This is a genomic window from Streptomyces regalis, assembly GCF_001509475.1.
Taxonomy (GTDB): Bacteria; Actinomycetota; Actinomycetes; order Streptomycetales; family Streptomycetaceae; genus Streptomyces; species Streptomyces regalis.
On sequence record NZ_LLZG01000410.1, the window covers coordinates 38,947 to 62,868 of the forward strand.

Below are 23,922 nucleotides of genomic sequence, written 5' to 3' on the forward strand. Positions count from 1 at the left end.
GCAGGAGAGAAAGCCGTCGCCGCGCCGTGTCCCGCACCGACCCCGGAAACGCCGGAAGGGCCCGCACGAGGGAAATCGTGCGGGCCCTTCTCAGCTCAGTGGGCGTCAGCCGTTGCGCTTCCAGCGCGGCTTGTCCTCGCGGCGCCCGAAGGAGCCGGAGGTGCCGGAGGTGCCACCACGGTGGTCGTCACGACGGCCGTACGGGCGCTCGTGGCCGCCGGAGCGGAAGCCCGGACGGTCGTCGCGACGGTCGCGGTTGAAGGGACGGTCGCTGCCGCGGTGACCGCCGCGCTCGTCCCGGCGCTCGAAGGGGCGCCCGGCCGGACGGTCGTCCCGGCGGAACCCACCCCGGTCGTCGCGGCGCTCGAAGGTGCGGCCACCACGGTCGTCACGACGGTCGAAGGAACGGCCACCACGGTCGTCACGACGGTCGTCGCGGCGGAAGCCGCCACGGTCGTTGTCGCGGCGCTCGAAACCACGGTCGCCACGGTCACGGTTGAACCCACCGCGGTCGTTGTCCCGACGCTCGAAGGAACGCCCACCCCGGTCGTCCCGGCGGTCACCGCCACGGTCGTTGTCCCGACGCTCACGACGCTCGTACGCCGGAGCCTCCGTCTTGTCGACGTCCTGCGCCGCCGGCTGCTCGGGCACGGCCACCTCGACGGCCTCGACCGCCGCGGCCTGCGCCTCGGCCACCGCGGCCTCGGGGTCCTCACCGCGCTCGCGTGCCACGCGGGCGACGAGGCGGTCGGCCTCCTCGCGCAGCTCCGCGGCGCGCCGCTGCGCCCGCTCCAGCTGCTTGGTGAGCTGGGCCACCTCACGCTCGGCCTGCTGCGCCGCGTTGGCCGCGGACTCGGCCTGCACCTCGGTCATCGAACGGGCGCCGGTGATCTCGGCGACCTCCGGGTCGAAGGCGGCACCGCCCTGGATGATGTGACGGCCCGCATCGACGCCCGCGTCCTCCATCAGCCGGAAGATCTGGCGGCGCTGGTGCGGCAGGGAGAGGGACACGACCGTGCCCGTACGCCCCGCACGCGCCGTACGGCCGGCCCGGTGCAGGTAGTCCTTGTGGTCACCGGCCGGGTCGACGTTCAGCACGAGGTCGATGCCGTCGACGTGGATACCGCGAGCGGCGACGTCGGTGGCGACGAGGACGTTGACGTAACCGTCCTTGAAGTCGGCCAGCGTCCGGGTCCGCGCGCCCTGCGTCATACCGCCGTGCAGCGCGTCGGCCTTCACGCCGGAGTCGCGCAGCTGCTCGGCGACACGGTCGGCGCCCAGCTGGGTGCGGACGAAGATGATGGTGCGGCCCTTGCGGGAGGCGATCGCGGCGGTGACCGGCGCCTTGTCCTTGGGCTTCACGATCAGGATGTGGTGCGACATGGTCGTCACCGCACCCTGCGCCGCGTCGACCTCGTGCGTGGCCGGGTTGGTGAGGTACCGGTCGACGAGGGTCTTGATCTCGTTCTCCATGGTCGCGGAGAAGAGCATGCGCTGACCGCCGGCCGGGACCTGGTCCAGCAGCTCGGTGACCTCGGGCAGGAAACCCAGGTCGGACATCTGGTCGGCCTCGTCGAGGACGGTGATCTTCACGTCCTCCAGCGAGCAGGCGCCGCGGTTGATGATGTCGCGGAGGCGACCGGGAGTGGCGACCAGCACATCCACACCCCGCTCCAGGGCGTAGATCTGGTTGCCCATCGACGTGCCGCCGCAGACGACCTTCATCTTCAGGCCGAGGACGTCGCCGTAGGGCTGGAGGGCGTCCGCCACCTGCATGGCGAGCTCACGGGTCGGGGTGAGGATGACCGCGCGGGGCTTGTGCTTCTCGGTGCGGCCGCCGGCCAGCGTAGCCAGGGTGGGCAGACCGAAGGAGAGGGTCTTGCCGGAGCCGGTGCGGCCACGGCCGAGGATGTCCTTGCCGGCCAGGGCGTCCGGGATGGTCGCGGCCTGGATCGGGAAGGGGGCGGTCACGCCGTTCTGGGCGAGCTTGCGGACTACGCCCTCGGGGAGACCGAGGTCCGCGAAGGTCACCTCGGGTGCGTCCTCGACGGCCGCGGTCTGGGCGTCCTCGGGCACAACGACGTGATCAGTACTGGAAATGGACATGCGTATGCGAAACCTTCCGGAGTCTCGTCGGCACGCGCCCGTCAACTCCGTGATTCGCAATCGACCGCCTCAATGCGGTCCGCCACGGCAAGGGAGAGTACGCGCCACACGGCGCGCTCTGCAGTGGCGCCGGGCAAATGGGATCAAACGATCTACCACCATACGCACCCCCAGCCCCCCAAGGCAAACCGACCGCCACCCGTGTAGGCAACGTCACTTGCCACCACCCCCTCGACCTCGCCGGGCCCTACATCACGCAGGCGCCCCCGCGGCCGGCGCCGGCTCCCGCTGAGCCAGCTGCGGCCCCGTCTCCTCATGCGCCGACGACGACGGCTCGGCCTCCGTGGGCGTCGGCGTGGGCGACGTCGGCTGCTCGGTCGGCGTCGGCTCCGGGTCCGGATCCGGCGTCCGGGTGGGCGTCGGCTCCGCCGTACGCGTGGGTCCCGGCTTCTCGCTCTGCCCCGGCTTGACCGGCGGCCTGCCCCCCGCGGGAGCGGACGCGCTCACCTCCGCGGACGGCGAGACCGAGGGAGACGCCGACTCCACCGCCCCCTTCTCGCCCTTCCCCTTGCCCTTCTCCTTCTCCCGCTTGCGGTCGTCCACGTGCGCCCCGTACCCGGCCCCGCCGCCCGACACGGCCGACCCCCCGTCGGGCGCCTCACCGCCCTGTTGCCCCGCGGAGTGCGACGGCTTCGCGCTCCCGCCTCCGCCGTCGTCACCCACGCTCATACAGCCGGCGGCAGCGGCGACGGCCATCACCGTGGCAGCCAGACGGACAGGTACGTACAAGGGGCGCACGGGAGCCACCTCCAGGGGCGGGCGAAGAAGTCAACCTGCCCAACTCCCGCCGCCCACAAGAGGACACGCGCCCGGTATTCACAGGGAGCGCGGGCGACGTGGAGGAGCCTCCGCCGCCCGACCGCACACCGCCGGCGTCAGCGGCCTGACGTCACCCGTATCCCAGGGCGTGCAGCCGCGCGTCGTCGATCCCGAAGTGATGCGCGATCTCGTGCACCACCGTCACCTCGGTCTCCTCGACGACCTCCTCCCGCGACTCGCACATCCGCAGCGTCGGCCCCCGGTAGATCGTGATCCGATCCGGCAGCACTCCGGCGTACCACTCCCCGCGCTCGGTCAGCGGAGTCCCCTCGTACAGCCCGAGCAGCTCGGGATCGTCCGTCGGCGGTTCGTCCTCGACGAACACCGCGACGTTGTCCATCAGCCGCGTCAACTCCGGCGGAATCCGGTCCAGCGCCTCGGCGACCAGTTCCTCGAACTCCTCGCGCGTCATCTCCAGCACAGGCCCATTGTCGGGTACGACACCCCCGTACCAGAGCCGCCGACGGCCCCGCATATCCACCCCTACACTTGGGCATACGGGATTAATGGCCCGCGACACCGCCGCTGTCATGAACGTACTGAGCCACCTCTCCCGGGCCCCGCGCGCCCTCGTCCGCCGCTATCGCTCCCACCAGGCGGCCACCTCGGTCGAGCTCGTCCCCCAGTCCCACCCCTGGGGCCGCATCCTCGGCCTGGTCACCGTCGTCCTCCTCGGCGCCTGGCTGGGCCTGCTGATCGTCGGCAACGTACGGGTGCCGGTGGGCCCGTTGGACACGACGATGACCCTGCGCCCGTCGTTCACCGGCGGCACGAAGATCAATGTCTCCCCGCTCGGCGATCTGCAACTCGACAGCCACACGGCCCCCGTCCGCCTGGACGTGAACGTCGACCAGCTCGACCCCGCCCGCTCCCGGGCCCTGGTCGACCACCCCGAACGCCTCTCCGGCCTCCAGGACGAGGTCACCCAGGACATCGCCCACGGCACCCGCGACCTGGCCGTACGAAGCTGTGTGGCCGTCGTCTCCGGAGCCACGGCCCTCGGCCTGGCGGTCTACCGCCGCCCCCGCCGCGCCCTCGCCGCCGGCGGCCTCGCCCTCACCCTCCTCGCCGCGTCCGGCGGGACGGCGTACGCCACCTGGAACCCCGATTCCGTCCTGGAGCCGAAGTTCTCGGGCCTGCTCTCCTCCGCCCCCTCCCTCGTCGGCAACGCGCGCAGCATCGTCACCGAATTCGACGTCTACCAGAAGGAGTTGGCGCGCCTGGTGACGAACATGACCAAGCTCTACGACGTCACCTCCACGCTCCCCGCCTACACACCGGACCCGAGCACCATCCGCGTCCTGCACGTCTCGGACATCCACCTCAATCCGGCCAGCTGGAAGATCGTCGCCTCGCTCGTCGACCAGTACAAGATCAACGTGATCGTCGACTCCGGCGACACCATGGACCACGGCACGGCCGCCGAGAACCGCTTCCTGGACCCGATCGAGGACCTCGGCGCCCCGTACGTCTGGGTCCGCGGCAACCACGACTCGCGCGTCACCCAGCGCTATCTGGAGGGCCTGAACAACGTCCACGTCCTGGACGACGGCCGCCTGGTGGAAGTCGCCGGTCTGCGCTTCGCGGGCATCGGCGACCCCCAGTTCACCCCCGACCGCTCGAAGGTGCCGGGCGGCGACGCGGCGAACGAACTGGCGGGCGCCCGCCTGGCCTCGGCCCTGCGCGACCATACGGCCGCGGACACCCCCGTGGACGTGGCCGTCGCCCACGAGCCGGTGGCGGCCCGCCAGACGGACGGCGAGGTACCGCTGGCCCTGGCCGGCCACATCCACCACCAAGAGATGGAGGTCATGAAGTACGGCACCCGACTCCGCGTCGAGGGCTCGACGGGCGGCAGCGGTCTGCGCGCCGTCGAGGGCAAGTACCCGGACCCGATCCAGGCCTCGATCCTCTACCTCGACCGCGAGAGCCGCCGCCTCCAGGCCTGGGACGAGATCGAACTGGGCGGCCTGGGCCTGACCACGGCGGAGGTGAGGCGCCACCTCGTGGAGGAGAACCAGCCGGGCGCGACGGAGTCCCCTGCCCCCACCCCGGCCCCGTCACCCACCCCCTCCCCGTAAACCGTTTTGGCGATACCTCCCGCCATCCCATATGCTTCTCACGTCCCCGACGCGCTGAGAAGCGCCCAGGCGGGCCGATAGCCCTCATCGTCTAGCGGCCTAGGACGCCGCCCTTTCAAGGCGGTAGCACGGGTTCGAATCCCGTTGGGGGCACGCAGTACGGTGTGCGACATTGTCGTACGCATTGCTTGGTCCTGTGGAGCAGTTTGGAGTGCTCGCCACCCTGTCAAGGTGGAGGCCGCGGGTTCAAATCCCGTCAGGACCGCTGAGGCGGACCGCTGAGGCTTCTTGCAGGCCTCGTGGCTGGGTAGCTCAGTTGGTACGAGCGATCGCCTGAAAAGCGATAGGTCGCCGGTTCGACCCCGGCCCCAGCCACCACTCTGGGAACGTCCCCGACGGCATACCGTCGGGGACGTTCTCGTTGTGTGCCCTGGCGAAGGCGCGCCCCTGGCGGCAACCGAGCACAGGGGTTCTGGCTGTCGGCCCCTTCCTGCTCCCGTACGAAACCCGTGCTGGTACGCGAGCGCGGTCAAGAAGATCCGGGGGATCCTCCGGGCTGAGGTCTCCCGACCGTCAGGCCCGCAGCAGGGTGACGGTGCGGCCAGAGGGTGTGGTCTTCTGGGAGAAGGCGGTGCGCTCGTGGACCGGGGCCGCCTGGTCACGGGTGTCGAAGACAACGAGGGTGCCCGTGGACAGCTCCATGCGATCGAGGTAGTCGTCCAGCTGCGCAAGGCCCTCGACCAGGGGGTCAGGGCGGCCCTGACGCCACACCTTCAGCTCCAGCGCCTCACGCTGCACCGCCCGCGAGCCGTCGGATTCAACGGTGTACGGCTGGCGGATCAGCAGATCGATCCGGCGCCGGCCCACCCCGTACTCCCGGTCGATGAAGCCTGCACCGTTCACGATCCGGTGCAGGTACGCCATCATCACCAGCTGCGCCGCCGCCTCCGGATAGGTCGAGCTCGTGGCCAGGATCTCGCCGTTCTCCCGCCAGAACCCGGCGAACGAACGCAGCAGCTTGTCCATGTCGATCCGGCCATCCGGCAACCGGAAACTGGCCGGGGTCGTGGTGATGACCCGGGCACCTCGACAGCTACATCGGGCAACGGAACTACCCGAGCATGCCCCCTGACCATGCCGCCGCACCGCGAAACACCAAGATCCCCGACTGTGAGGATGGGGGAGGCACCACTCGAGGGTCTGACCCGATCCCCGATTGACGCTCCGGCTGTCCTCACTCTGAATCGTCGGCCTTCCGAGCGGTGCCGTTGCGCGTACCGGCTCGGCGACCGTGACCTCATAGGAGCTTGACCGAAGCGGTCCCATCACAGTCGTGTCCGTCCGCCGGACCGGTGCGCGCGAGCCCACACACCGCGCACGGAAGGACCAACCCGGCCGCCATGCCACAGCCCATCGAGGTGATCGGCGGGATCGACAACCACACCGACGTCCACCAGGCCGCCGTCATCGACACCATCGGCCGGCACCTTGCCACCGAGGCATTCCCCACCACGCCTGCAGGCTACCGCCGCCTGCTGGCGTGGCTGCGCTCGCACGGCCAGGTAATGGCGGTGGGCATGGAGGGCACCGGATCCTTCGGCGCCGAACTCGCCCGGTACCTGCGCGCCAACCAGATCGCCGTGATCGAGGTGGAGCGACCCGACCGTCGAGCGCGCCGCGCCGCAGGCAAATCCGCCCCTGTCGACGCCTACGCCGCCGCCACCGCGGTGCTCTCCGGCCGTGCCAACGGCACCCCGAAGGACCGCGACGGCAAAGTCGAGGCGATCCGCGCGCTGCGCGTGGTCCGCGCCAGCGCCGTCAAGGCCCGCACCCAGACCACCAACCAGATCAAATCACTGATCATCACCGCGCCCGCTGCGGTACGGGAAGCACTGCGCTCGCTGACCACCACCGAGTTGATACGGCGCCTGGCCGCCAGCCGTCCCGGCACCGATCTGACCGCCCCGGCCGCCGCCGTCAAACTCGCGCTCAAGCGCCTTGCCAAGCGCTTCCAGCACCTGAGCGAGGAGATCGCAGACGCGGACGCCGAGCTGCGCGCCCTGATCACCCGCACCGCGCCGGGCCTGCTCGCGCTACCGGGCGTCGGAACCGAGACTGCCGGGCAATTGCTGGTCACAGCCGGGGACAACCCCGACAGGCTCGTCTCGGAGGCATCCTTCGCCCACCTGTGCGCCGCCGCACCCGTGCCAGCCTCCTCCGGCCGCACCGACCGCCACCGGCTCAACCGTGGCGGCGACAGGCAGGCCAACCGGCGCTGCACACAATCGTGCTGGTTCGCATGCGTCACGACCCACGCACCCGCGACTACGTGGCACGGCGCACCCTCGAGGGGCTCAAGACGAAGGACATCCTCAGATGCCTTAAACGCTTCGTCGCGCACGAGGTCCACCGCCACCTGACCAGCTCCTTCAGGAGCGAACCATCGGTATCTCCAGCCACTTGACGATCTATAGGAGCTTCTGTGATTGCAGCATTAGGCCGTTTCGCGGATCGCCCGCACCAGCGTCCGCAGGCCCTCGTCCAGCTCCTCGGGCGTCGTCGTCAGCGCCGGCATCAGCTTGACGACCTCGCCCTCCGGACCGGAGGTCTCGATGAGGAGGCCGAGGTCGAAGGCGTGGCGGGCGATCTTGTTGGCGCGGGTCTTGTCGGTGAACTCGATGCCCCAGGCCATGCCCCGGCCGCGGTACGAAGTGCCGGCGTCCGCGTGCTCGGCGCAGATCGTGCGCAGGGCGGCCTCGATCTGGTGGCCGCGCTCCACGGTCTGCTGCTCCAACTGCCCGTCGGCCCAGTACGTTTTCAGGGTCGCGGTCGCGGTGACGAACGCCGGGTTGTTGCCGCGGAAGGTGCCGTTGTGCTCGCCCGGCTCCCACACGTCCAGCTCCGGCTTGAAGAGCGTCAGCGACATCGGCAGGCCGTAACCGCTGATGGACTTCGACAGGGTGACGATGTCCGGGGTGATGCCGGCCTCCTCGAAGGAGAAGAAGCCGCCGGTGCGGCCGCAGCCCATCTGGATGTCGTCGACGATCAGCAGCATGTCGTGGCGCTTGCAGACGCCGGCCAGCGCGCGCAGCCACTCGGCGCGGGCGACATTAATGCCGCCCTCGCCCTGGATGGTCTCGACGATCACGGCGGCCGGGTGGTTCAGGCCCGAGCCGGAGTCCTCCAGTAGTCGCTCGAACCACAGGAAGTCCGGGGTCTGCCCGTCGAGGTAGTTGTCGAACGGCATCGGGATGCCGTGGACGAGGGGGAGGCCGGCGCCAGCCCGCTTGAAGGCGTTGCCGGTAACGGCGAGGGAGCCCAGCGACATGCCGTGGAAGGCGTTGGTGAAGAACACGACCGGCTCACGGCCCTTGACCTTGCGGGCCAGCTTCAGCGCGGCCTCGACGGCGTTGGTGCCCGTCGGGCCCGTGAACATGATCTTGTACGGCAGGTCGCGCGGGCGCAGGATCAAGTCCTGGAACGTCTCCAGGAATGCGCGCTTTGCGGTGGTGCCCATGTCGAGGCCATGGGTGATGCCGTCGCGCTCGATGTAGTCGATGAGCGCCCGTTTCATCACCGGGTTGTTGTGCCCGTAGTTGAGTGAGCCGGCGCCGGCGAAGAAGTCGAGGTAGGCGTTGCCGTCCTCGTCGTACAGATAGCTGCCCTGCGCCCGGTCGAAGACCGTAGGCCAGCCGCGGCAGTAGCTGCGCACCTCCGACTCCAGCGTTTCGAAGACGCTCAGGTCGGGCTGGGTGATGGTCACAGCGAAACACTCCTGGTTTCAGCGGAAGAAGTAGGGGTTGTCGGTTGGCCAGGCCGTCAAGTCAGAAGCTCCTATAGATCGTCAATTGATCTGTGGGAGCGGTGTGGTGGCGTGGGTCACGTGGGATAGGTGGCGGCAGATCTCGCGGGCGACGAACCGTTTCAGGCACCGGACGATGCCCTTCTTGACCATGCCTTCGGCGGTACGGCAAGACCGGGCAAGGCGACCAGCTTCGGGACGGCGCGGTGACGATGAGCGTGCGGATCTGGTTGATGGTCTGGGTTCGAGCCTTGGCCGCGCTCTTGCGGGCGATCCGCAGTGGCCCGGATCGCCTCCACGATCCCGTTGCGCGCCTTAGGCGTCCAACCAGACGGCTGGACGGGGCCGCGACCGGAGCCGCGTAGGCGTCGATGGGGTCGGACTTGCCATTGCCCCGCCTGGCCTTGCTGTCGGGACGGTCGACCTCGGCCACCGTGACGTCGTTCGCGGACAGGATGCGGGCGAGTCCGGCGCCGAATGCACCGGTCCCCTCGACGCCGACGGCGAGGACCTGTGCGTGGAAGCGCAGCCAGTCCAGAAGCTCCTGGTCACCCTCGGGGGTGGTGGCGAACGCTTCGGTGGCCAGTTGCCGGCCCACCGTGTCGATGACCGCGGCCTGGTGGAGATCGGTATGGGTGTCGATCCCGGCGACGACCGCTATCTCGGCTGCTGTCATGCCGGTTCGTACTGCCTTTCCGACCTGTTCTGCGTGGGAGTCGGTCGGGCCGCCGGACAAGACAGTGACGGGACCTCTGGCCAGGCTCCAATGAAGTCACCGAAGCCCGGCCGGCCACGCACCAGACGGCACCGCCCGGCAGGTTGACGATTCCACGCAAGACAACCGAAGCGTCAGTCAGTCGGAGAGTCAGACCTCCGGGCGATGCCATGGCCAATCCTCACGGTCAGTCGCTGCGGATCTCGACGAGCATGACGGCGGCGCTCAGGCCGTTGCCGGCCCCGATGAGCAGTACTCGGTCGCCTGGCGCGAGGAGCCCGCGGTCGATGAGGTCGGCGAGTCCCAGAACCTGGTCGCTGACGCCGGTATGGCCAATCGTGCGCCCGTAGTCCCAGGCGTTGGCCTGCGCGAGGTCGCCAAAGGAATCCTGGTAGAAGCCGGCACTGATCCCGGCCCCCACGTTCGGGTACACGACGTACCGGGCCGGGTGGCGGTCGAGCGGATACCTGGCCAGCAGCTTCTCGCGGAGCCGCCCCAGGGTATCCGCGAACACCGACCTGATCTCGCCGTCGCCGAACCGCTGGAGGTAGGCGCGCTTGGCCGAACCAACGTCATAGTCACGGCCGGGGTTGTCCGCATCCTCCGGCGTCGGCGACTCGTCCCGGTACATGCGCTCAAGCTCGCTGCCCTGCTCGACATCGAGAAAGAGCACCTCGATCGGCCCGGGCTTGCTCGAGAGCACGACTGCCGAGGCGGCATCGCCGTAGACGGTCCCGTGATCGGATGACCAGCGGTCGAACAGCGAGCCCTCGAACCGATCGGCGCCGACGACAACGGCCGAGGCATCGGGGTGGTGCCGGACGTGGTCGGCGGCAAGGCGCATTGCGACGAACGCGCCGTTGCACCCCTGGTTCAGCGAGAACGGGAGCGCGCCGGGGTCGAGTCCCAGCTCGTGGTGCGCGTAGCTCGCGACCGGCCACAGCGTCTTGTGGCCGGTACGGTGGATCGAGGTCCACGCCAGCCAGTCGATTTCGCGACGGTCGATGCCGTCGAGTGCGCGCCGGGCCGCCTCGACGCCCATGTCGGCCGGGAACAGCTCATGCTCGACGGCGACGCTGCTGAACCCGTCCTTGACGGCCCGGTCGCGGCCGTATGAACCGGCTGCGACCGCCTTGTCGACGGTGTCCCGGGTCGGGGGCAGCCACGCCCCGATCCCCCGGATGAACAACCGGCTGTCGCCGGCGCGGTCGGTCGTGCCGCCTGTCATGCCGCCTCCAGTGCCTGGCCGATGTCTTCGATGATGTCGTCGATGTGCTCGAGGCCAACCGTGATCCGGATCAGGTCATCCGGAACCGTGGCCATGCTGGACGCGGAAGCGACAACCTGCCGGTGCGTCGCGATGGCCGGGATCGTGGCCGCGCTCTTGGCCCGCCCGATGTCGTTGGCGCGCCAGATGAGCCGGAACTTGTCGAGGATCCGGACCGCCGCCTCGGCGCCGCCGACGGGGCGGAAGCCGAGCACGAAGCCGTACCGGCGCGCCGCCTTTCCGTCCTCCTCGCTGTCCACGAGGACCATGTCCTGGGCCAGTGCGTGGCTGGGGTGCGAGGCGAGCCCCGGGTAGAAGACCTCCTCAACGCGGTCCGAGGCCTGGAGGTACTCCGCGACGGTGAGGGTCGAACGCGACATCACGTCGACCCTGTACCGCAGGTCGCGGATGTCGCTGAGAATGGTGAAGGCGTTGAACGGGCTGAGCACCCCTCCCATGTCCCGGATCGGTCCGCGCCGCAGGTAGGCCGCGAAGTCGTCAGTGACCGCTGGATCCGCAACCGCCGAGGTAAGGGCGCGACGGGCGATGACGGCGCCGGCCAGGCTTGCGCCGCTCGTGCCGGCAGCCTTGCCGAGCGATTGCACGACGATGTCCGCTCCCATGCCCAACGGCCGGAGAAGCGCCGGGGTCGCGAGCGTGGAGTCGACGATGAACGGCGCACCGGCCTGATGCGCCAGCCGCGAGACCGCCGGGATATCGATGAGGTCGAGCAGCGGGTTCGACGGCGACTCGGCGTATACGAAACGAGTTCGCTCGTCGATCTTCGAGGCCCACTCGTCGATCGCGGACGGGTCGCGGACCCACCGGACCTCGACGCCGCGCTCCCGTCCGTAACGCTGGGAGAAGACCATGAACGTTGCGCCGTAGCACGCCGACGACGCGACGATGTTCATCGGTCCCTCGCCATCCACAGCCAGGAACGGGGACGTCGCGAGGGTTACGGCGGCCATTCCGGACGGCGTTGCGGCAGCGCCGACCTCGGCATCGACGCCATAGCCTTCGAGTGCCGCGACGACGGATTCAAGGTAGCGCACGGTCGGATTTCCGAGACGCGTGTACACCCAGTCATCAGACCCGCCGGAAAGGGCCGCGCCCATGTCGTCCGCCGTCGGGAAGTGCTGTGAGGAAGTCAGGTACAGCGGCGGGATGATTGAACCCTGATTGGCCGCCGCCTCCTCGCGACCGTAGCCGGCGCCCACCGCCAGCGTGTCGAAGCGTGGACCCCGCATGGTCATCGACCCTCCTCCATCCCGGAGCCGACCGCGACCGGCGCCGCAGTTCCTTCGTCGGACTGCCGGAGCCGCCGAAGGATGTCTGCCGAGCGGATCGAGGTCAGGCTGAGGGACCCGCCGTCGCCGATGCCGTGCGTGCGCTCGCACAGGCCGTTGAGGACGACGACGCCGGAGGCGTCTGCGGGCTGGTTCGCAAAGTCGATGGCATACCCGCGGTCGACATCGACGTGGCCCTCGCCGGCGGACGAGTCGAGCCACGACGACAGGCCGTCGAGCAGGCTGATGCTCCGCAAGTCCTCGGGCCCCGGGCCAATGTTGGAGAAGCCGGTGGCCAGGATGACCAGATCGTAGCTCGCGGTGCGGGTCTCGCCGCTTGCGCGATCGGCGAGGGCGAGCTCGACACGGTCATTGTCGACGCGGGCGTCGACGATGTCGGTGAGCCGACGCAGGTGGATCTGGTTGCGACCGTGGAGCCGGTCATAGTACATCTGCCGGTATATCTCCTCGAGGACGTCCATGTCGCAGGCACCGTAGTTCGTCCGGGAAATGTCCCGGTCGATGCGTCGACGAAGCTCTACCGGAGATTCGTAGTACATGTCGGTAAATTCCGGGAAGTACGCCTCGCTCATGAAGGGGCTCGTGTCCTTCAGCGGGAAAGCGTATCGCCGCATGATCGAGTCGATCGAGAGCTGCGGGTACGTCTTGCTGAGGTGAAGGATGATCTCGGCCGCGCTCTGGCTGCTCCCGATGACGGCGACTTTGCTCGACGGCTGCGCGCTGAGGATCGGCCGGGTGCCGCTCTGATAGCTGGACTGGTGAACGATGCGGTCGGTCTCAAGCTTGGCGAACTGCGATGGCACCTTGGGAAGCCGCCCGGTGCCGATGACAACGTGGCGCGCGAGAAACTCCTCACCCGTGTTGGTCACGAGTCGGTAGGCACCCCCGCCGGGTGCCGCTTCGTCGTACGTGAGGGCCTCGACTCGCCGACCGTAGCGAACGCGATCCTCGAAGAACCGGGTAACCCACTGAATGTACTTGGCATAGTCCGGCCTCAGCGGCATCAACATATCCATGTTGAGGTGAGAAAAGAGAAGGTCGTTCTCGACGAGGTAGTTGAGGAATGTGTACCGGCTTCGAGGATTTCTCGGAGTGACGAGGTCACGGTACGGGATGTTCTGGATATTCGAGTACGTGTCGAGGCTGATATCGAAGAGCATCTCCTCCTGCCAAACGGGTGTCGACGCACCCTCGAGGAAAAGCCAGTCGTCGTACGCTCCCGACTCCTCCAGCGCGATCGCCAGAGCGATGTTCGACGGCCCGAAGCCGATCCCGATGACGTCCATAACGTCCATAATTACTGACTCCTTCAACATGCAGGAATGGTTTTTAACGCTTGCCGGGAGGCCCGGTGCCTGAATCTCGGGACCGGCGCGTCTGGCTTATCGTCGTCATCCACCGGCCGTCGCGGTCTCCGATTCGGCAGCTGCCGGGGCAAGCCCGATGACGTTCGACTCGTCGGGCTCACGGAGAGATGCCACGAGGACGATCGAGACCACGCAGAAGATCGCGGCGATGTACATGAGCGGGGTGTAGCTGCCGAATCCCTCGTGCAGTACCGCCCCGATCTGGCTGCTCAGTGCGGCGCCGACCTGGTGCACGGTCCACAGGACGCCGAGGAGCAGGCCCCGGACCCGAGCCGGGTAGAGCTTGATAATCCAGGTCGTCGTCGCGACAACCGTCATGAGATAGCTGGTCCCGAATATGACCCCGAAGACCTGGACGACGGCGGCGTTCGGGGCGAATGCCAATAGTGTGATCGACGCTCCGCGGAGCAGATAGGCAAGGATAAGGATCATTCGGATGCGGCCCCGGTCGCACACCATCCCGGTGACGAACGCGCCGATCACTTCGGTGAGTCCCAGCAGCACCATCGCGCTGGACACCGCCGGCGCTCCCACGTGGTGGTCATGGAGCATCGGAACCATATGGACGTCGACAAAGGCCATCGTGATCCCGCAGGCGAAGAATGCCGCCGCGAGGGCGGCGAAAGGGCCACGCCGCAGGATCGAGATGCCCCGCGGGCCGGTGGCGGCGGGCGCCTGAGGCGCGGCCGTTCCCGCCCACCGGTGCCGACGCAGTGTGAAGGACAGCGGCAGGAGAACGAGAGCCATGAAGACGCCCACGGCAAACATCACCAACCGCCAGTCGGTGAGCTGCTCGAGCCAGACCCACAGCGGGACGAGGACCATGAAGCCGATGGCCGTGCCGTTCGTGAGGAGCGCGTAAAAGAACCCCTTGCGGTCCGGGGGGAACACGCGGTCGACGAGCACGCCGATCGGAATGTACGACAGCGACGCGTAGCCGAGCGCCCCGAGAATGCCGTAGCCCACAGTGAGCAGGACGAAATTCTGGACGAGGGAAACCCACACGAACATCGCGGCCGAGACAACGAGCCCCGCACGTAGGACAATTAGCGGTCCGTATCGGTCCGACAGGGCTCCGATGAGTGGTGAGGCGACTGCCAAGACGACAGCGAACAGCGTTGTCGCGAGCGCGAACCTATCCCGAGGTTCGCCGAAGGAGTGCGCCATCGGGACGAAGTACACCTGGACGGTACTTTTCAGGGACGACCCCATCAAGGAGATGAGAGCTGCGACGCCCGTGATCCATATGATCGGCGTCAGCTGCGTCATCCCGGCAGCCTTGACTTTGGACATGTTCTCGGGTTCTCCTTGCCGAACTTGTATGCCAACGCCCTCGCCCCGCACCGTCTCGACCATTGCCGCCGACGGGGTGTTGTGTGGTGTCGACTGGCTACAGCCTGATGCGGAACAGGATCTCCGGTTCGTGTGAGTCCGGAAACTGATCCGGGGCGAAGAGCGCATGTCGGTGCGGTTGACCGTGATTGGCCGCAGCGAACGCCGAGAACAGCCTGGCAGCCGGTTCGTCGTCCGGGGTGACGGTGGTCTCCACGTACCGCAGGTCCGGTACGTTGCCGGCCAGCCACTCCAGCATCGCCAGCTCAAGCCCCTGATCCCGGGCGGCCCGGGCCACCGCGACCTGCCGCACGAACAGCGTGTCGGCGGCCTCCGGCCGTCGGTATCCGGTCACGAACCCCAGCGGAGCGCCCCCGTCGGTCGGACGGGCGACCACAGACGTCGCCGCGAAATCACGGCACCACATGAGGTAGCTGTACGAGGGGTCCAAGTCGGCAAGACCCACGTCACGAGCCAGGCCCCAGACAGCCGCGCCGTCTTGGACGTGCGGATGCCTCAGGCGCGCCTTCATGCACTCAACCGCGGCGTCACAGTGCGGTACCAGCTTCTGAGCGGATATACAAACGTCCTCAGTAGACATGGTGGGCCCCTTCCTCGGGCCGCTGTCGGTGGGGGTCACATCTGCCGGCGGATATCGGCCGCCTCCCCGGCCTCAGCCGGGGAGGCACCGGTTCGGCTGATGGAGCCGGCGGACGACGAGGGGAGGTCATCCCCAGCCGAGATCGGTCATCCCCCGACTCCAGCTTCAGCGGCTCCGGCAGCACGCACCACGAGCGCCGCCCCTGCGGCTGTCCTGGCAGCCATGCACCGGTGACCGGCAGCTGCCCGGATGCACTCCGGGTACGGTCAGAGCAGTCCGTGGACATGGAACTCCTCCTTTGCCTGAGGGTCGTCGAGTACGTCCAGGGCGGTGAAGTAGTGCAGGGTCCGCTTGGCCGTCGCCCGGGTGTGCGCGGCCACGGTCGCTTCGTCGTAGACCTCCGCGAGCACCTGCTCGGCGTCGTCCCTCGCAAGCCCGTACTCCAGCAGCTCCGCGCGGATGGCGTCGCGGTCGGGCTGCAGGAAGGCGGTGATCAGACGCGGCACCAGCAGCGCCGCAGTGCGCCGGCCCGCCGGGTCGAGGGCGGCCCACAGGTACCGGAGGAACGTGGCGAAGTAGGCGTGGTGGCGGCCCTCGTCGGCGGCGTGGTCGCGGATCGACTCGCGCACGGCGGGCAGCACGGTGTCGTCGGCCGGCAGATCGGCGAGACTCGCCGAGATCAGGGTCTCCGAGACGGTCACGAAGAGCAGCTCGGCCAGCGGCCGGTTCTCGGGTGTCAGCGACTGCTGGATCTCGGCCAGCCGCCGCAGGAAGTAGGGCTGTTCGGGCAGCAGCGGGCGGATGCCGCTGGCGTCGCGCACCTGGCGCATCAGGTCCACGGAGAACAGGGCGTGATAGGCCTCGTCGCAGTAGATCTTGTAGGCGTCGAAGCGCATCTCCTCGGGCAGGCCGACTCCGACCGAGCCCGTGGCGATGCCCAGCACGGTGCGGTTGACGACAAGCGTCTCCAGCTGGGCGGTGAAGTCGAGGTAGCGGTAGAGATGCTGGACGAGGATCTCGTCGAACAGCTCGGGGCGCAGCCCGGTGACCAGCCGGTGGCGGGCGACGGGAACCAGGTCGGGTGAGAAGTAACGCGCTGTCCCAGAGGGCGAGTCGTCGAGCACGCGCCGCGGCGAGCGCCGGACGGCGGCCCGCTCGTCCCAGCGCGCAAACGGGCTGGTGTATGACACCTCGCCGGCCTCGACGACCTTGACGGCTTCGTCGGCCTCGTCTGCGTCCCGAGGTGGACCTTGCCCGGCCGGGGCGGAGCCGGCCGGCGCGAGGGTCCGGCGGGGGCAGTAGGAAAGGGCGGAGCAGCCAGTGAAGAGCCCGACAATCCCGCACATCGCGTGGTTCCCATTCTTTCGTGACAGTGGTGGTTGCCGGGCGGGGGCGAGCCGTGCGGCTCAGAGGCCGCGCCCGTGGCTCACGAGCTCCCGAGCGCGAGGATTCCGGACTCGGCCAGGTCGGTGACGAGTTCCAGCGTGTCCGCGATTCCTTCGTCGGCGTCGATGCCGTACTCCTGTGCGAGCAGTGCTCCGAGCTGGGCCACCGAGTGCTGTCCGTCGACACGGGCGAGGACGAAGGCCGCCGTGTCGGACAGCTCCAGCGCGTTCGGCCCGAAGGCCACCACGGTCGTGCCCCGGAACTTCCTGAACCGCGCCTCCGGCCGGAGCTCGGGCACGGCGTCGGCCGTCGGACTGGTCGTCATCTCTCAAACCTCCACTTGCAGGGACAGGCTCTTGCACAGGGCGACCACGTCCCGCACCCACTTCTCCGGGGCGGCGGCGTCGAAGCCGGCCATGGTCTCGACCGCCCAGTACCGCTCGAACGACAGCGCTTCCGGGCGGGCGGCGAGCATGCGTCGGGCGCGCCACTTGACCAGGCGGTTGCACTCGCCCTGGGAGGCGAGCAGACCGTCCACGGCGTGCCCGAACGCCGCCCGGGCCGACAGGACGGCGCTCGCGGTGTCGCCTTCGGCGAGCTGACCGAGCGCGTCGTCGACGAAGTCGTCGGCGTTGGTGAGGCAGTACGACACCACGGACGCGCCGAACGCCGACGTACGGATCAGCTCCTGCTGCCCCGCGACCCAGTCCTCGCCGTCCAGCGGGCGGCAGTACAACAGCCGTTCCAGCAGCTGTTCCTCGTCGCGGCTGAGCAACTGGCCGATGGGAACGGTGGTTTCGAAGCTGTCCCAGGAGACCTTGGTGAGGATCTCGTCGAGCTGGCCGGTGGTCCAGTACTTCAGTTCCCAGCGCCGGTCGGCGACGTACCAGCTCTCGGTCGGCACCTCGGGGTGGCTGAGCGACACCCGGATCGCGGAGGACACCGGGCCGGGCCACGGTGCGTCGCCGATGACGTAGATGTCCACGTCGCTCGCCGCGTTGGCCCAGCCCCGGGCCAGCGAGCCGACCACGAAGGCGGAGCGGTAGGAGGCGGGCAGCAGGCCGCGGCCGGCCAGTTCGGGCAGGCAGCTGGAGAAGTCGATGGTCATACGGTGTCTGCCCTTCCGGAGCGGGCGCACTGGATCTGGAGTACGGCGGACGGGATGTTGTTGATCAGGTGTGCCAGCAGCGCCGGATAGACGGACTGCGAGTACACGGTCAGGGCCAGCAGCAGCGCGGCGGCGCTCACCTCCACCGCCATGGCCCGGGTGGAGTCACGGCCGTTGGCGCCCGGGGAGATGTGGTGACGGGCCACGAACGCCGCGGCGGCGAGCAGTCCCAGGGGCAGGTCGGTGGTCGCGGCGGACGCGGCCGCCGTCAGGACGATGCCGCGGTAGAGCGCCTCCTCGCCGAACGGGCCGACGAGGATCGCGGTGGCCCGCGCGTATCCGTGGCCGGGGCGGGTGGGACCGGCGAAGAAGGCGAGCTCCCCGGTGGCCAGGGCACGCAGGTTCATGCCGCCGAGCCACAGCAGCGCGCCGCCGAGCGCGGCACCGGCCACGTACCACTGCGGCGCTCCCGGTTGCCACAGCCAGGCGGGGCCGGCCCAGACGGCGACGGCGAGCGCCCCGAGGGGCGCGAGGAGGCCACAGACGATCTCCGCCCAGAATCCGGCGACCGAGCGTCCGGTCCTGGGCACCCGCCATGGCAGGGCGAGCAGAAGCGTCTCCATCAGGACGATGACACCCGCGGCCCGGAAGGCGCCGGCGTCCGCACACAGGGCCACCGCGAACGCGGCCGAGCACGCGGCCGCGGCCAGCCGCCCTCGCGACAGCTGCCAGTGCGGCCAGTCGAAGACCCGGTCGAGCGGTCCCGCGCCGACGGGGGCCCGCTCCCGGCCCACTGCTGTCCCCATGGTTACCCGGCCGACGCCGGCTCGGCGAGGGTGAGCACGCCGAACTCCACGGACTGCAACAGCGGTTCCTCGACGTCGGCGATCGCGCAGCCGGCCGCGGCCAGCAGTTCACCGAGGCCGCGCTGCCCGTCGACGGCGTCGAGCAGCCGCTGCCAGGCGGGCGTCTCCTCGCCGTCGATGACGTACTCGATCTCACCGTCGACGATCACGTACCGCACCAGCGGATCCCGCCGGTCCGACAGGAGGAGGACCGAGTCGTCGAATGCCGGGACTAGTGCGTCGTGCAGCTGCGGGTGCAGCAGGACGCGTGCCTCGACGGCGGCGCTCTCGCTCTCCCAGTCGGAGACGGGCAGCTCGGTCGGGACGGGTCCCCATGTCGCCTCCACCGGGGGACGGGGCGGCTGCCCTGCCATCTGCTCCAGCAGCCCGAGGTTGACCACCCGCAGCAGGAACTCCACATGCCCGGAGGAGGGGTCGTCCTGCAACGCCCGCAGCGTGGCGCGCGCGTTGTCGGCGTCGATGTACTCCTTGGCCCGCGGGCCGGACAGGGCCTCGTCGAGGAGCGCGTCGCCGTCCGCGGCGAGCATGGCCGCGAAGGTGCGGTAGGTGTGGTGGACGCCGTCGCCGTAGAAGAAGGGGACCTTGGGGCGGTGGATGAACTCCTGCGGAAGGACGCCGTCGAGGCCGTCGCGCAGGATGCGCTTGTCCCAGATCAGTCGCTCGCGCAGCGCGGGCGGGACCCGCACGGACAGTTCCACCAGGCGGTGATCGAGGAACGGCACCCGGGCCTCGATGCCGCTGCCCGCCGCGGTGCGGTCCTCGTGCCAGCAGTTGTACTGCTGGACGTCACGGTACTTCCAGCGCAGGAACCGCTCGTACGGGTCCTCGGGCGGTGCCCCGCCGCGCAGCACCTCCGCCCGTATCAGCGGCAGTGCGGACTGGTCCCACCAGGCGGCGGCACCGCGGTTGCGGTGCAGATGGTCGCGCAGCGCCATCCCGCCGATGTTGGCCATGAACTGTTCCCAGCCGCCGTCGGACGACATGGAGACCGAGTAGCCGCCGTTGAACTCGTCGGCGCCGCCGCCCAGGAGCATGCCCTTGATCTCGGGGAACCGGGCCTTCACAAAGCGGTAGAGCTCCCGCTTGTAGTAGATCTCGGGGCCGCACTGGGGACTCTCCAGCAGCCACAGCAGGCTCTTCCACTCCTCGGCGGAGGGCACCTGTGCGGTGTCGAAGAGGACCTGGTGGTTGGCGAGCCCGAGCAGTTCCGCGGCCCGATGCCCGTACTCCGCGTCCCGGTTGGCCAGCGTGCTGCCGTTGAGCGCGGTGAAGGTGCGGGGGCGGACGGTGCTGAGCGCGGCGATCGCGGCGGAGTCGACACCGCCGCTCAGGAACAGGCCGAGTTCGGCGTCCGAGGTCTCGCATTCGGCCACCGACGCCGAGAGCAGCCCGGCGTACTCCTCGATGAATTCCTCGGCGGACAGATCGTCCCGGTATTCCCCGGCATTCGGGAACGACCAGTAGACGTGATCGCTGATGCTGCCGTCGTCGAGATCGACGGTGCGGATGGTCCCGGGCGGCACCGTCTCGATACCCCGGAACCAGGTTTTCTGCATTCCTTCGCTGAATTCCAGGGCCCCGTTGATCGCCTGGTCGGTCAGCGCGCCGTCCCAGTCGAGTTCGCGGGGGCAGGCCGGGTCCTCGAAGAGGGCTTTCATCTCCGAGCCGAACACGATGCGTTCGCGATTACGGTGAAAGAAGAGCGGTTTGACGCCGAACCGGTCACGCGCGAGAACCAGGCGATTCAGCTTTCGGTCCCACAGCACGATCGAGAACATGCCGCGAACGTCGTCGAGAAAGCCGAGCCCCTTATGCTGGTAGAGATGGACCAGCACCTCGCAGTCGGATCCGGTGCGTGGACGGGAGCCGGCGGGCAGTGCCGCGGCCAGCTCGCGATGGTTGTAGACCTCACCGTTGGCGATGAGGACGACACTGCCGTCGGGGCTGTGCAGCGGCTGGCTGCCGGCGGCCGGGTCCACCAGCGACAACCGCGTGAACGCCAGACCGACGGGGCCGGATCGCAGCAGTTCCCGCTCGTCGGGGCCGCGGTGGGTCACGGCGTGAGCCATGCGCCGCAGCAGGCCGTCCGCGTCCGGGGAGAGCGCCCCACCATCAGTGCGGGCCAGGCCGGCCAAGCCGCACATGTTCACCTCACTCGAAGCTTTTCGGGACAGGAATCCGGGAAAACGAGAGCCGGGGCGCCGGGCTCCGACAGAGCTGGGCGTCCCGGCTCTTAGCATTACGCCACGGACGCCAGGACCGTGCCGTACGCGACCTTCTTCGCGGCGGGCTTCGTGTACTTCTTCATGCTGAATCACCTCTCTTTCTCAGGGAATTCAGCGAGAATGCGCCCCCGCAGCAGGGAGGCGCCGCCTCGCTGCTACAACCGTAGGAGACGCCGAGCAGGTTGCACACCTTCAGCATGATGCAGTGCAGGATCCTGAACTCGGTCCGGACTGGCTGTCGCAGGAGCGGCTGAACGAAACTCGAGAGAGTGCGACTTATAGGATTGGGAGTGTTCTCGTGAAATCCCCAGACGAAAGCCAGCTCCGGCCACCGTTGGAAGATCTTCCCGAGCTGCCGCCGGTGGAGGTCCATTGCCACGGGTTCGGCGATGTCGACTTCTCGGACTTCACGAAGGTCGACCTCGACCGGCTCGACGCATGGTGTGCACGCGAGGGCGTCCTGAGCCTGCCCACAATGTATCTGCACCGCGAACAGCTCGCGGAGTTCGAGGAGTTCGTCCGCGAGTACCACCGCATGCGCGGTGACGGCCTGCTCCCGCACATCGCCGGCATCGCTCTGGAGGGCCCTCTGCTGGCCAGCCACGGCGGCACGCCCGCCGCCACGGTCTGGGCTCCCACCCGGCACGAATGGGAGCGCCTCGCGGCACTCGGGTCGTACGGCCTGACCTACACGGTGCTGTCACCGGACGCGTTCTCGCCCGCCTCGGAGCTGCACGACGAGCCCGGAGCCCGCGAGACCGGTTTCGGCTGGATCATCCCCCTGCTGATGGCCCACGGAATCCGGCCGGCGCTCGGCCACTTCACCCGGGCCGACCCGCAGGCCAGCGCCGAACTCGTGACCGAGATCGTCGAGTTGGCCTGGCAGTCGGACTGGACCGACAACGGTGTCCGGGTCGTCACGGACCACCTCTTCAACGACATGCCGCTCAAGATCCGGCATGCCTTCCGCAGTTCGCGGGCGCGTGCGGAGCGGGACGCGGTCATCGCGTCGTACGACCTGCCGTCGTGGTCGCTCGACACGATGGCCGAGATCGCCGGACCGGTCCCGGCGGCGATCATGCAGCAGGCGGCGGCCGGGCGGATCGGCGCCTGCATCAACTTCGACGGCGAACACGTGGACCTGGCCATCGCGGCCCGCGCCGTGCAACTCATGGGCGCCGAGAACTCGATGATGATGACGGACCGCTGCGACTCGGCCCGGCTCGGCGGCCAGGATCTCCACCACATCGTGGACAACGGCCTCTGGTACCAGGAGGACGGCATCGTCGCGGCCGGCTCGGTGCCGCTGGCCCGTCAGCAGGCCAACGCCCTGTCCCAGGGCCTCACGCCCGAAGAGGTCCACGCCCTCGTGGCCGGCACCGCGCACCGGGTGTTCGGCCTGTCCGTCCACGCGGACCTGCGCCTGCCCACCGCATAACTCCCCACCACCAAGGAGCCACCCATGCTGGAAGACCTCGACCGGCTGGTCGTCGACTGGTCGGACCTGCCCAAGGCCCGTGCCCAGACGAAGGAGATCCTCACCGCCCTCGCCGAGGACAAGGCGGCGCTGACCCACCTCCTGGAGCGGGCGCGGGAGGAGGAGGACCTGTTCGACAAGTGCGAGCACCACCGGCTGCTCGACAAACTGGTCATCTACGACGCCCTGGACCGCGGGTTCCGCATCCGCGTCCACGTCTCGACCGAGGACCACCGGGACCGGCCGCACGACCACCGGTTCACCTTCACCTCGCTGATCGTGCGCGGACAGTACAAGCACGTACGGCACGAACTGGTCGGGCGGCTCGCCGAGGAGGACATCCCGCAGAACGTGCAGGACGACTTCGACGCGGTCGCCACCGACCTGCGGGTCGTGCCCCGGTTCGTCACCAACGAGCAGGCGGGCAACTGCTACACGCTCCACCACAGCGAGATCCACACCACGTACACCACCCCCGACACCGTCTCCCTCTTCCTGCGCGGCCCCGCCGAGAAGGAGCGCTCGATCATCACCGAGCGAGAGACCGGCCGGGTGTGGTGGCGCTTCGGCGAGGACAAGGAGAAGGCCGAACGCAAGGGCAGCAAGCGCATCAGCAAGGACTACTTCGACGAACTCACCGGCCGCCTGCGTGCCATGGAGGTGCTGTGATGGCCACCCGCCCCGGCGACGACCTGCTGGACCCGAATCCGGCGATCCTGCTGACACCGCCCTCCGACACCGAGTTGACCAAGGCCGAGGCGCTGATGGCCTCGCTTCCGACCGTCCGCTGGGACGAAGTCGAACGTGCCGCGGAGATCACCGACGCGATCGCCCGCCGGCTGGGCGACGACCGCGCGCTGCTGCGCACCCTGGTGGCCCGTGCCGTCCGGACACCCGAGCTGCGGGAGAAGTTCGAGTGCCACGCCCTCGACGACAAGATCGTCATCTGGGACGACCAGGAGAAGGGCCTGCGCATCCGGCTCCGGCTCGCCAACACCGATCAGTACGAGCGGGTGCACAACCACCGTTACAGCTTCACCGCGTACATCCTGCACGGCGCCTACCAGCACACCCTCTACGCGACGGACCAGCCGCTCGACGAGACCGCCGACGTCACCCGGTTCTGGCCGTACTTCGTACGTGAGGAACCGGCCGGCCGCGTCATCACCCTCGACCACGAGCAGCTGCACACCACCATCACCGAGCCCGAGACCATCTCGCTGATGATCCAGAGCCCGGCCCGCAAGCGCCGCGCCTTCATGATCCGGAAGGACAGCGGCGACGTGTGGTACCGCTACGGCGCCGCCGACGAGTCCGCGGAGCGCCGTGCCGAGGTGCGGATGTCCGACGAGCGGCTGCACCACTGGCTGTCCCGCCTCGAAGCGTTCGGCCTGCTGTGA

At 68.9% G+C, this 23,922-nt stretch carries 21 protein-coding genes and 3 tRNA genes; 8 read left to right on the forward strand and 16 right to left on the reverse strand.

Annotated features, from left to right (window positions below; genetic code table 11):
- Nucleotides 1–105: 105 nt before the first annotated feature.
- From ADL12_RS45210 to ADL12_RS45220, 3 genes are all read right to left on the reverse strand, one after another.
- Nucleotides 106–2,106 carry a DEAD/DEAH box helicase gene (locus ADL12_RS45210; RefSeq protein ID WP_062714515.1) on the reverse strand — a complete coding sequence of 667 codons (2,001 nt, stop codon included), beginning with the start codon at nucleotides 2,104–2,106 and terminating at the stop codon, nucleotides 106–108.
- 252 nt (nucleotides 2,107–2,358) lie between these two features.
- On the reverse strand, nucleotides 2,359–2,904 hold the full coding sequence (locus ADL12_RS57475) for a hypothetical protein (RefSeq protein ID WP_062714518.1): 546 nt from the start codon (nucleotides 2,902–2,904) through the stop codon (nucleotides 2,359–2,361).
- Nucleotides 2,905–3,055: 151 nt separating this feature from the next.
- Complete coding sequence (locus tag ADL12_RS45220; RefSeq protein ID WP_062714520.1) at nucleotides 3,056–3,406, reverse strand: metallopeptidase family protein; 351 nt, start codon at nucleotides 3,404–3,406, stop codon at nucleotides 3,056–3,058.
- Nucleotides 3,407–3,491: 85 nt separating this feature from the next.
- Between ADL12_RS45220 and ADL12_RS45225 the strand changes: the two genes are divergently transcribed.
- From ADL12_RS45225 to ADL12_RS45240, 4 genes are all read left to right on the forward strand, one after another.
- Nucleotides 3,492–5,066 carry a metallophosphoesterase family protein gene (locus tag ADL12_RS45225; protein ID WP_062714522.1) on the forward strand — a complete coding sequence of 525 codons (1,575 nt, stop codon included), beginning with the start codon at nucleotides 3,492–3,494 and terminating at the stop codon, nucleotides 5,064–5,066.
- A gap of 80 nt (nucleotides 5,067–5,146) precedes the next feature.
- Nucleotides 5,147–5,219 (forward strand) — tRNA-Glu (locus ADL12_RS45230).
- Nucleotides 5,220–5,256: 37 nt separating this feature from the next.
- A tRNA-Asp gene (locus tag ADL12_RS45235) sits at nucleotides 5,257–5,331 on the forward strand.
- Nucleotides 5,332–5,367: 36 nt separating this feature from the next.
- Nucleotides 5,368–5,444 (forward strand) — tRNA-Phe (locus tag ADL12_RS45240).
- Nucleotides 5,445–5,639: 195 nt separating this feature from the next.
- Here the strand turns inward: ADL12_RS45240 and ADL12_RS45245 are convergent.
- Complete coding sequence (locus ADL12_RS45245; protein WP_062714524.1) at nucleotides 5,640–6,092, reverse strand: hypothetical protein; 453 nt, start codon at nucleotides 6,090–6,092, stop codon at nucleotides 5,640–5,642.
- Nucleotides 6,093–6,466: 374 nt separating this feature from the next.
- Here ADL12_RS45245 and ADL12_RS45250 point away from each other — a divergent pair, with 374 nt between their 5' ends.
- A complete protein-coding gene (locus ADL12_RS45250) occupies nucleotides 6,467–7,486 on the forward strand; it encodes an IS110 family RNA-guided transposase (RefSeq protein ID WP_244188284.1) in 1,020 nt (339 codons plus the stop codon).
- A 74-nt stretch (nucleotides 7,487–7,560) separates the two neighbouring features.
- Here ADL12_RS45250 and ectB read toward each other — a convergent pair whose 3' ends face one another.
- The 12 genes from ectB to asnB all read right to left on the reverse strand — a co-directional run bounded on the left by ectB (nucleotide 7,561) and on the right by asnB (nucleotide 20,964).
- Nucleotides 7,561–8,829, reverse strand: a complete 1,269-nt coding sequence (gene ectB / locus ADL12_RS45255) for a diaminobutyrate--2-oxoglutarate transaminase (protein WP_062714526.1) — start codon at nucleotides 8,827–8,829, stop codon at nucleotides 7,561–7,563.
- A gap of 61 nt (nucleotides 8,830–8,890) precedes the next feature.
- Nucleotides 8,891–9,544 carry an IS110 family transposase gene (locus tag ADL12_RS45260; protein WP_062714529.1) on the reverse strand — a complete coding sequence of 218 codons (654 nt, stop codon included), beginning with the start codon at nucleotides 9,542–9,544 and terminating at the stop codon, nucleotides 8,891–8,893.
- Between the two features lie 226 nt (nucleotides 9,545–9,770).
- Nucleotides 9,771–10,811 (reverse strand): ketoacyl-ACP synthase III family protein, encoded by a 1,041-nt coding sequence (locus tag ADL12_RS45265; RefSeq protein WP_062714531.1) that lies wholly within the window; start codon nucleotides 10,809–10,811, stop codon nucleotides 9,771–9,773.
- Nucleotides 10,808–12,106 (reverse strand): trans-sulfuration enzyme family protein, encoded by a 1,299-nt coding sequence (locus ADL12_RS45270; protein ID WP_079052632.1) that lies wholly within the window; start codon nucleotides 12,104–12,106, stop codon nucleotides 10,808–10,810. Before ADL12_RS45270 ends, ADL12_RS45265 begins: the two co-directional genes overlap by 4 nt.
- Nucleotides 12,103–13,476 carry a SidA/IucD/PvdA family monooxygenase gene (locus tag ADL12_RS45275; RefSeq protein WP_079052633.1) on the reverse strand — a complete coding sequence of 458 codons (1,374 nt, stop codon included), beginning with the start codon at nucleotides 13,474–13,476 and terminating at the stop codon, nucleotides 12,103–12,105. Before ADL12_RS45275 ends, ADL12_RS45270 begins: the two co-directional genes overlap by 4 nt.
- Nucleotides 13,477–13,551: 75 nt before the next feature.
- Nucleotides 13,552–14,820, reverse strand: coding sequence for an MFS transporter (locus ADL12_RS45280; RefSeq protein ID WP_062714537.1), 1,269 nt, complete (start codon nucleotides 14,818–14,820; stop codon nucleotides 13,552–13,554).
- Between the two features lie 97 nt (nucleotides 14,821–14,917).
- Nucleotides 14,918–15,460, reverse strand: a complete 543-nt coding sequence (gene ectA / locus ADL12_RS45285) for a diaminobutyrate acetyltransferase (protein ID WP_341846408.1) — start codon at nucleotides 15,458–15,460, stop codon at nucleotides 14,918–14,920.
- Between the two features lie 266 nt (nucleotides 15,461–15,726).
- Nucleotides 15,727–16,650: a diiron oxygenase gene (locus tag ADL12_RS45290; RefSeq protein WP_208614755.1), complete on the reverse strand. Its 924-nt coding sequence runs from the start codon at nucleotides 16,648–16,650 to the stop codon at nucleotides 15,727–15,729.
- A 236-nt stretch (nucleotides 16,651–16,886) separates the two neighbouring features.
- Complete coding sequence (locus ADL12_RS45295) at nucleotides 16,887–17,171, reverse strand: PqqD family protein (protein WP_062714543.1); 285 nt, start codon at nucleotides 17,169–17,171, stop codon at nucleotides 16,887–16,889.
- Nucleotides 17,172–17,174: 3 nt separating this feature from the next.
- On the reverse strand, nucleotides 17,175–17,954 hold the full coding sequence (locus ADL12_RS45300; RefSeq protein ID WP_062714545.1) for a nucleotidyltransferase family protein: 780 nt from the start codon (nucleotides 17,952–17,954) through the stop codon (nucleotides 17,175–17,177).
- Nucleotides 17,951–18,760: a CPBP family glutamic-type intramembrane protease gene (locus ADL12_RS45305; RefSeq protein WP_107120196.1), complete on the reverse strand. Its 810-nt coding sequence runs from the start codon at nucleotides 18,758–18,760 to the stop codon at nucleotides 17,951–17,953. Before ADL12_RS45305 ends, ADL12_RS45300 begins: the two co-directional genes overlap by 4 nt.
- Before the next feature lie 2 nt (nucleotides 18,761–18,762).
- Nucleotides 18,763–20,964: an asparagine synthase (glutamine-hydrolyzing) gene (gene asnB, locus ADL12_RS45310; RefSeq protein WP_062714547.1), complete on the reverse strand. Its 2,202-nt coding sequence runs from the start codon at nucleotides 20,962–20,964 to the stop codon at nucleotides 18,763–18,765.
- Nucleotides 20,965–21,343: 379 nt separating this feature from the next.
- On the opposite strand from asnB, the gene ADL12_RS45315 reads away from it, so the two are divergent.
- Genes ADL12_RS45315 through ADL12_RS45325 form a run of 3 tightly spaced genes read left to right on the forward strand, consistent with a single transcriptional unit; the run spans nucleotide 21,344 to nucleotide 23,922 of the window.
- On the forward strand, nucleotides 21,344–22,483 hold the full coding sequence (locus ADL12_RS45315; RefSeq protein ID WP_208614756.1) for a hypothetical protein: 1,140 nt from the start codon (nucleotides 21,344–21,346) through the stop codon (nucleotides 22,481–22,483).
- 24 nt (nucleotides 22,484–22,507) lie between these two features.
- Nucleotides 22,508–23,191 (forward strand): hypothetical protein, encoded by a 684-nt coding sequence (locus ADL12_RS45320; RefSeq protein ID WP_062714551.1) that lies wholly within the window; start codon nucleotides 22,508–22,510, stop codon nucleotides 23,189–23,191.
- Entirely contained in the window at nucleotides 23,191–23,922 is a 732-nt protein-coding gene (locus ADL12_RS45325; RefSeq protein WP_208614757.1) for a hypothetical protein, read from the forward strand. The genes ADL12_RS45320 and ADL12_RS45325 overlap by 1 nt, the downstream gene beginning before the upstream one ends.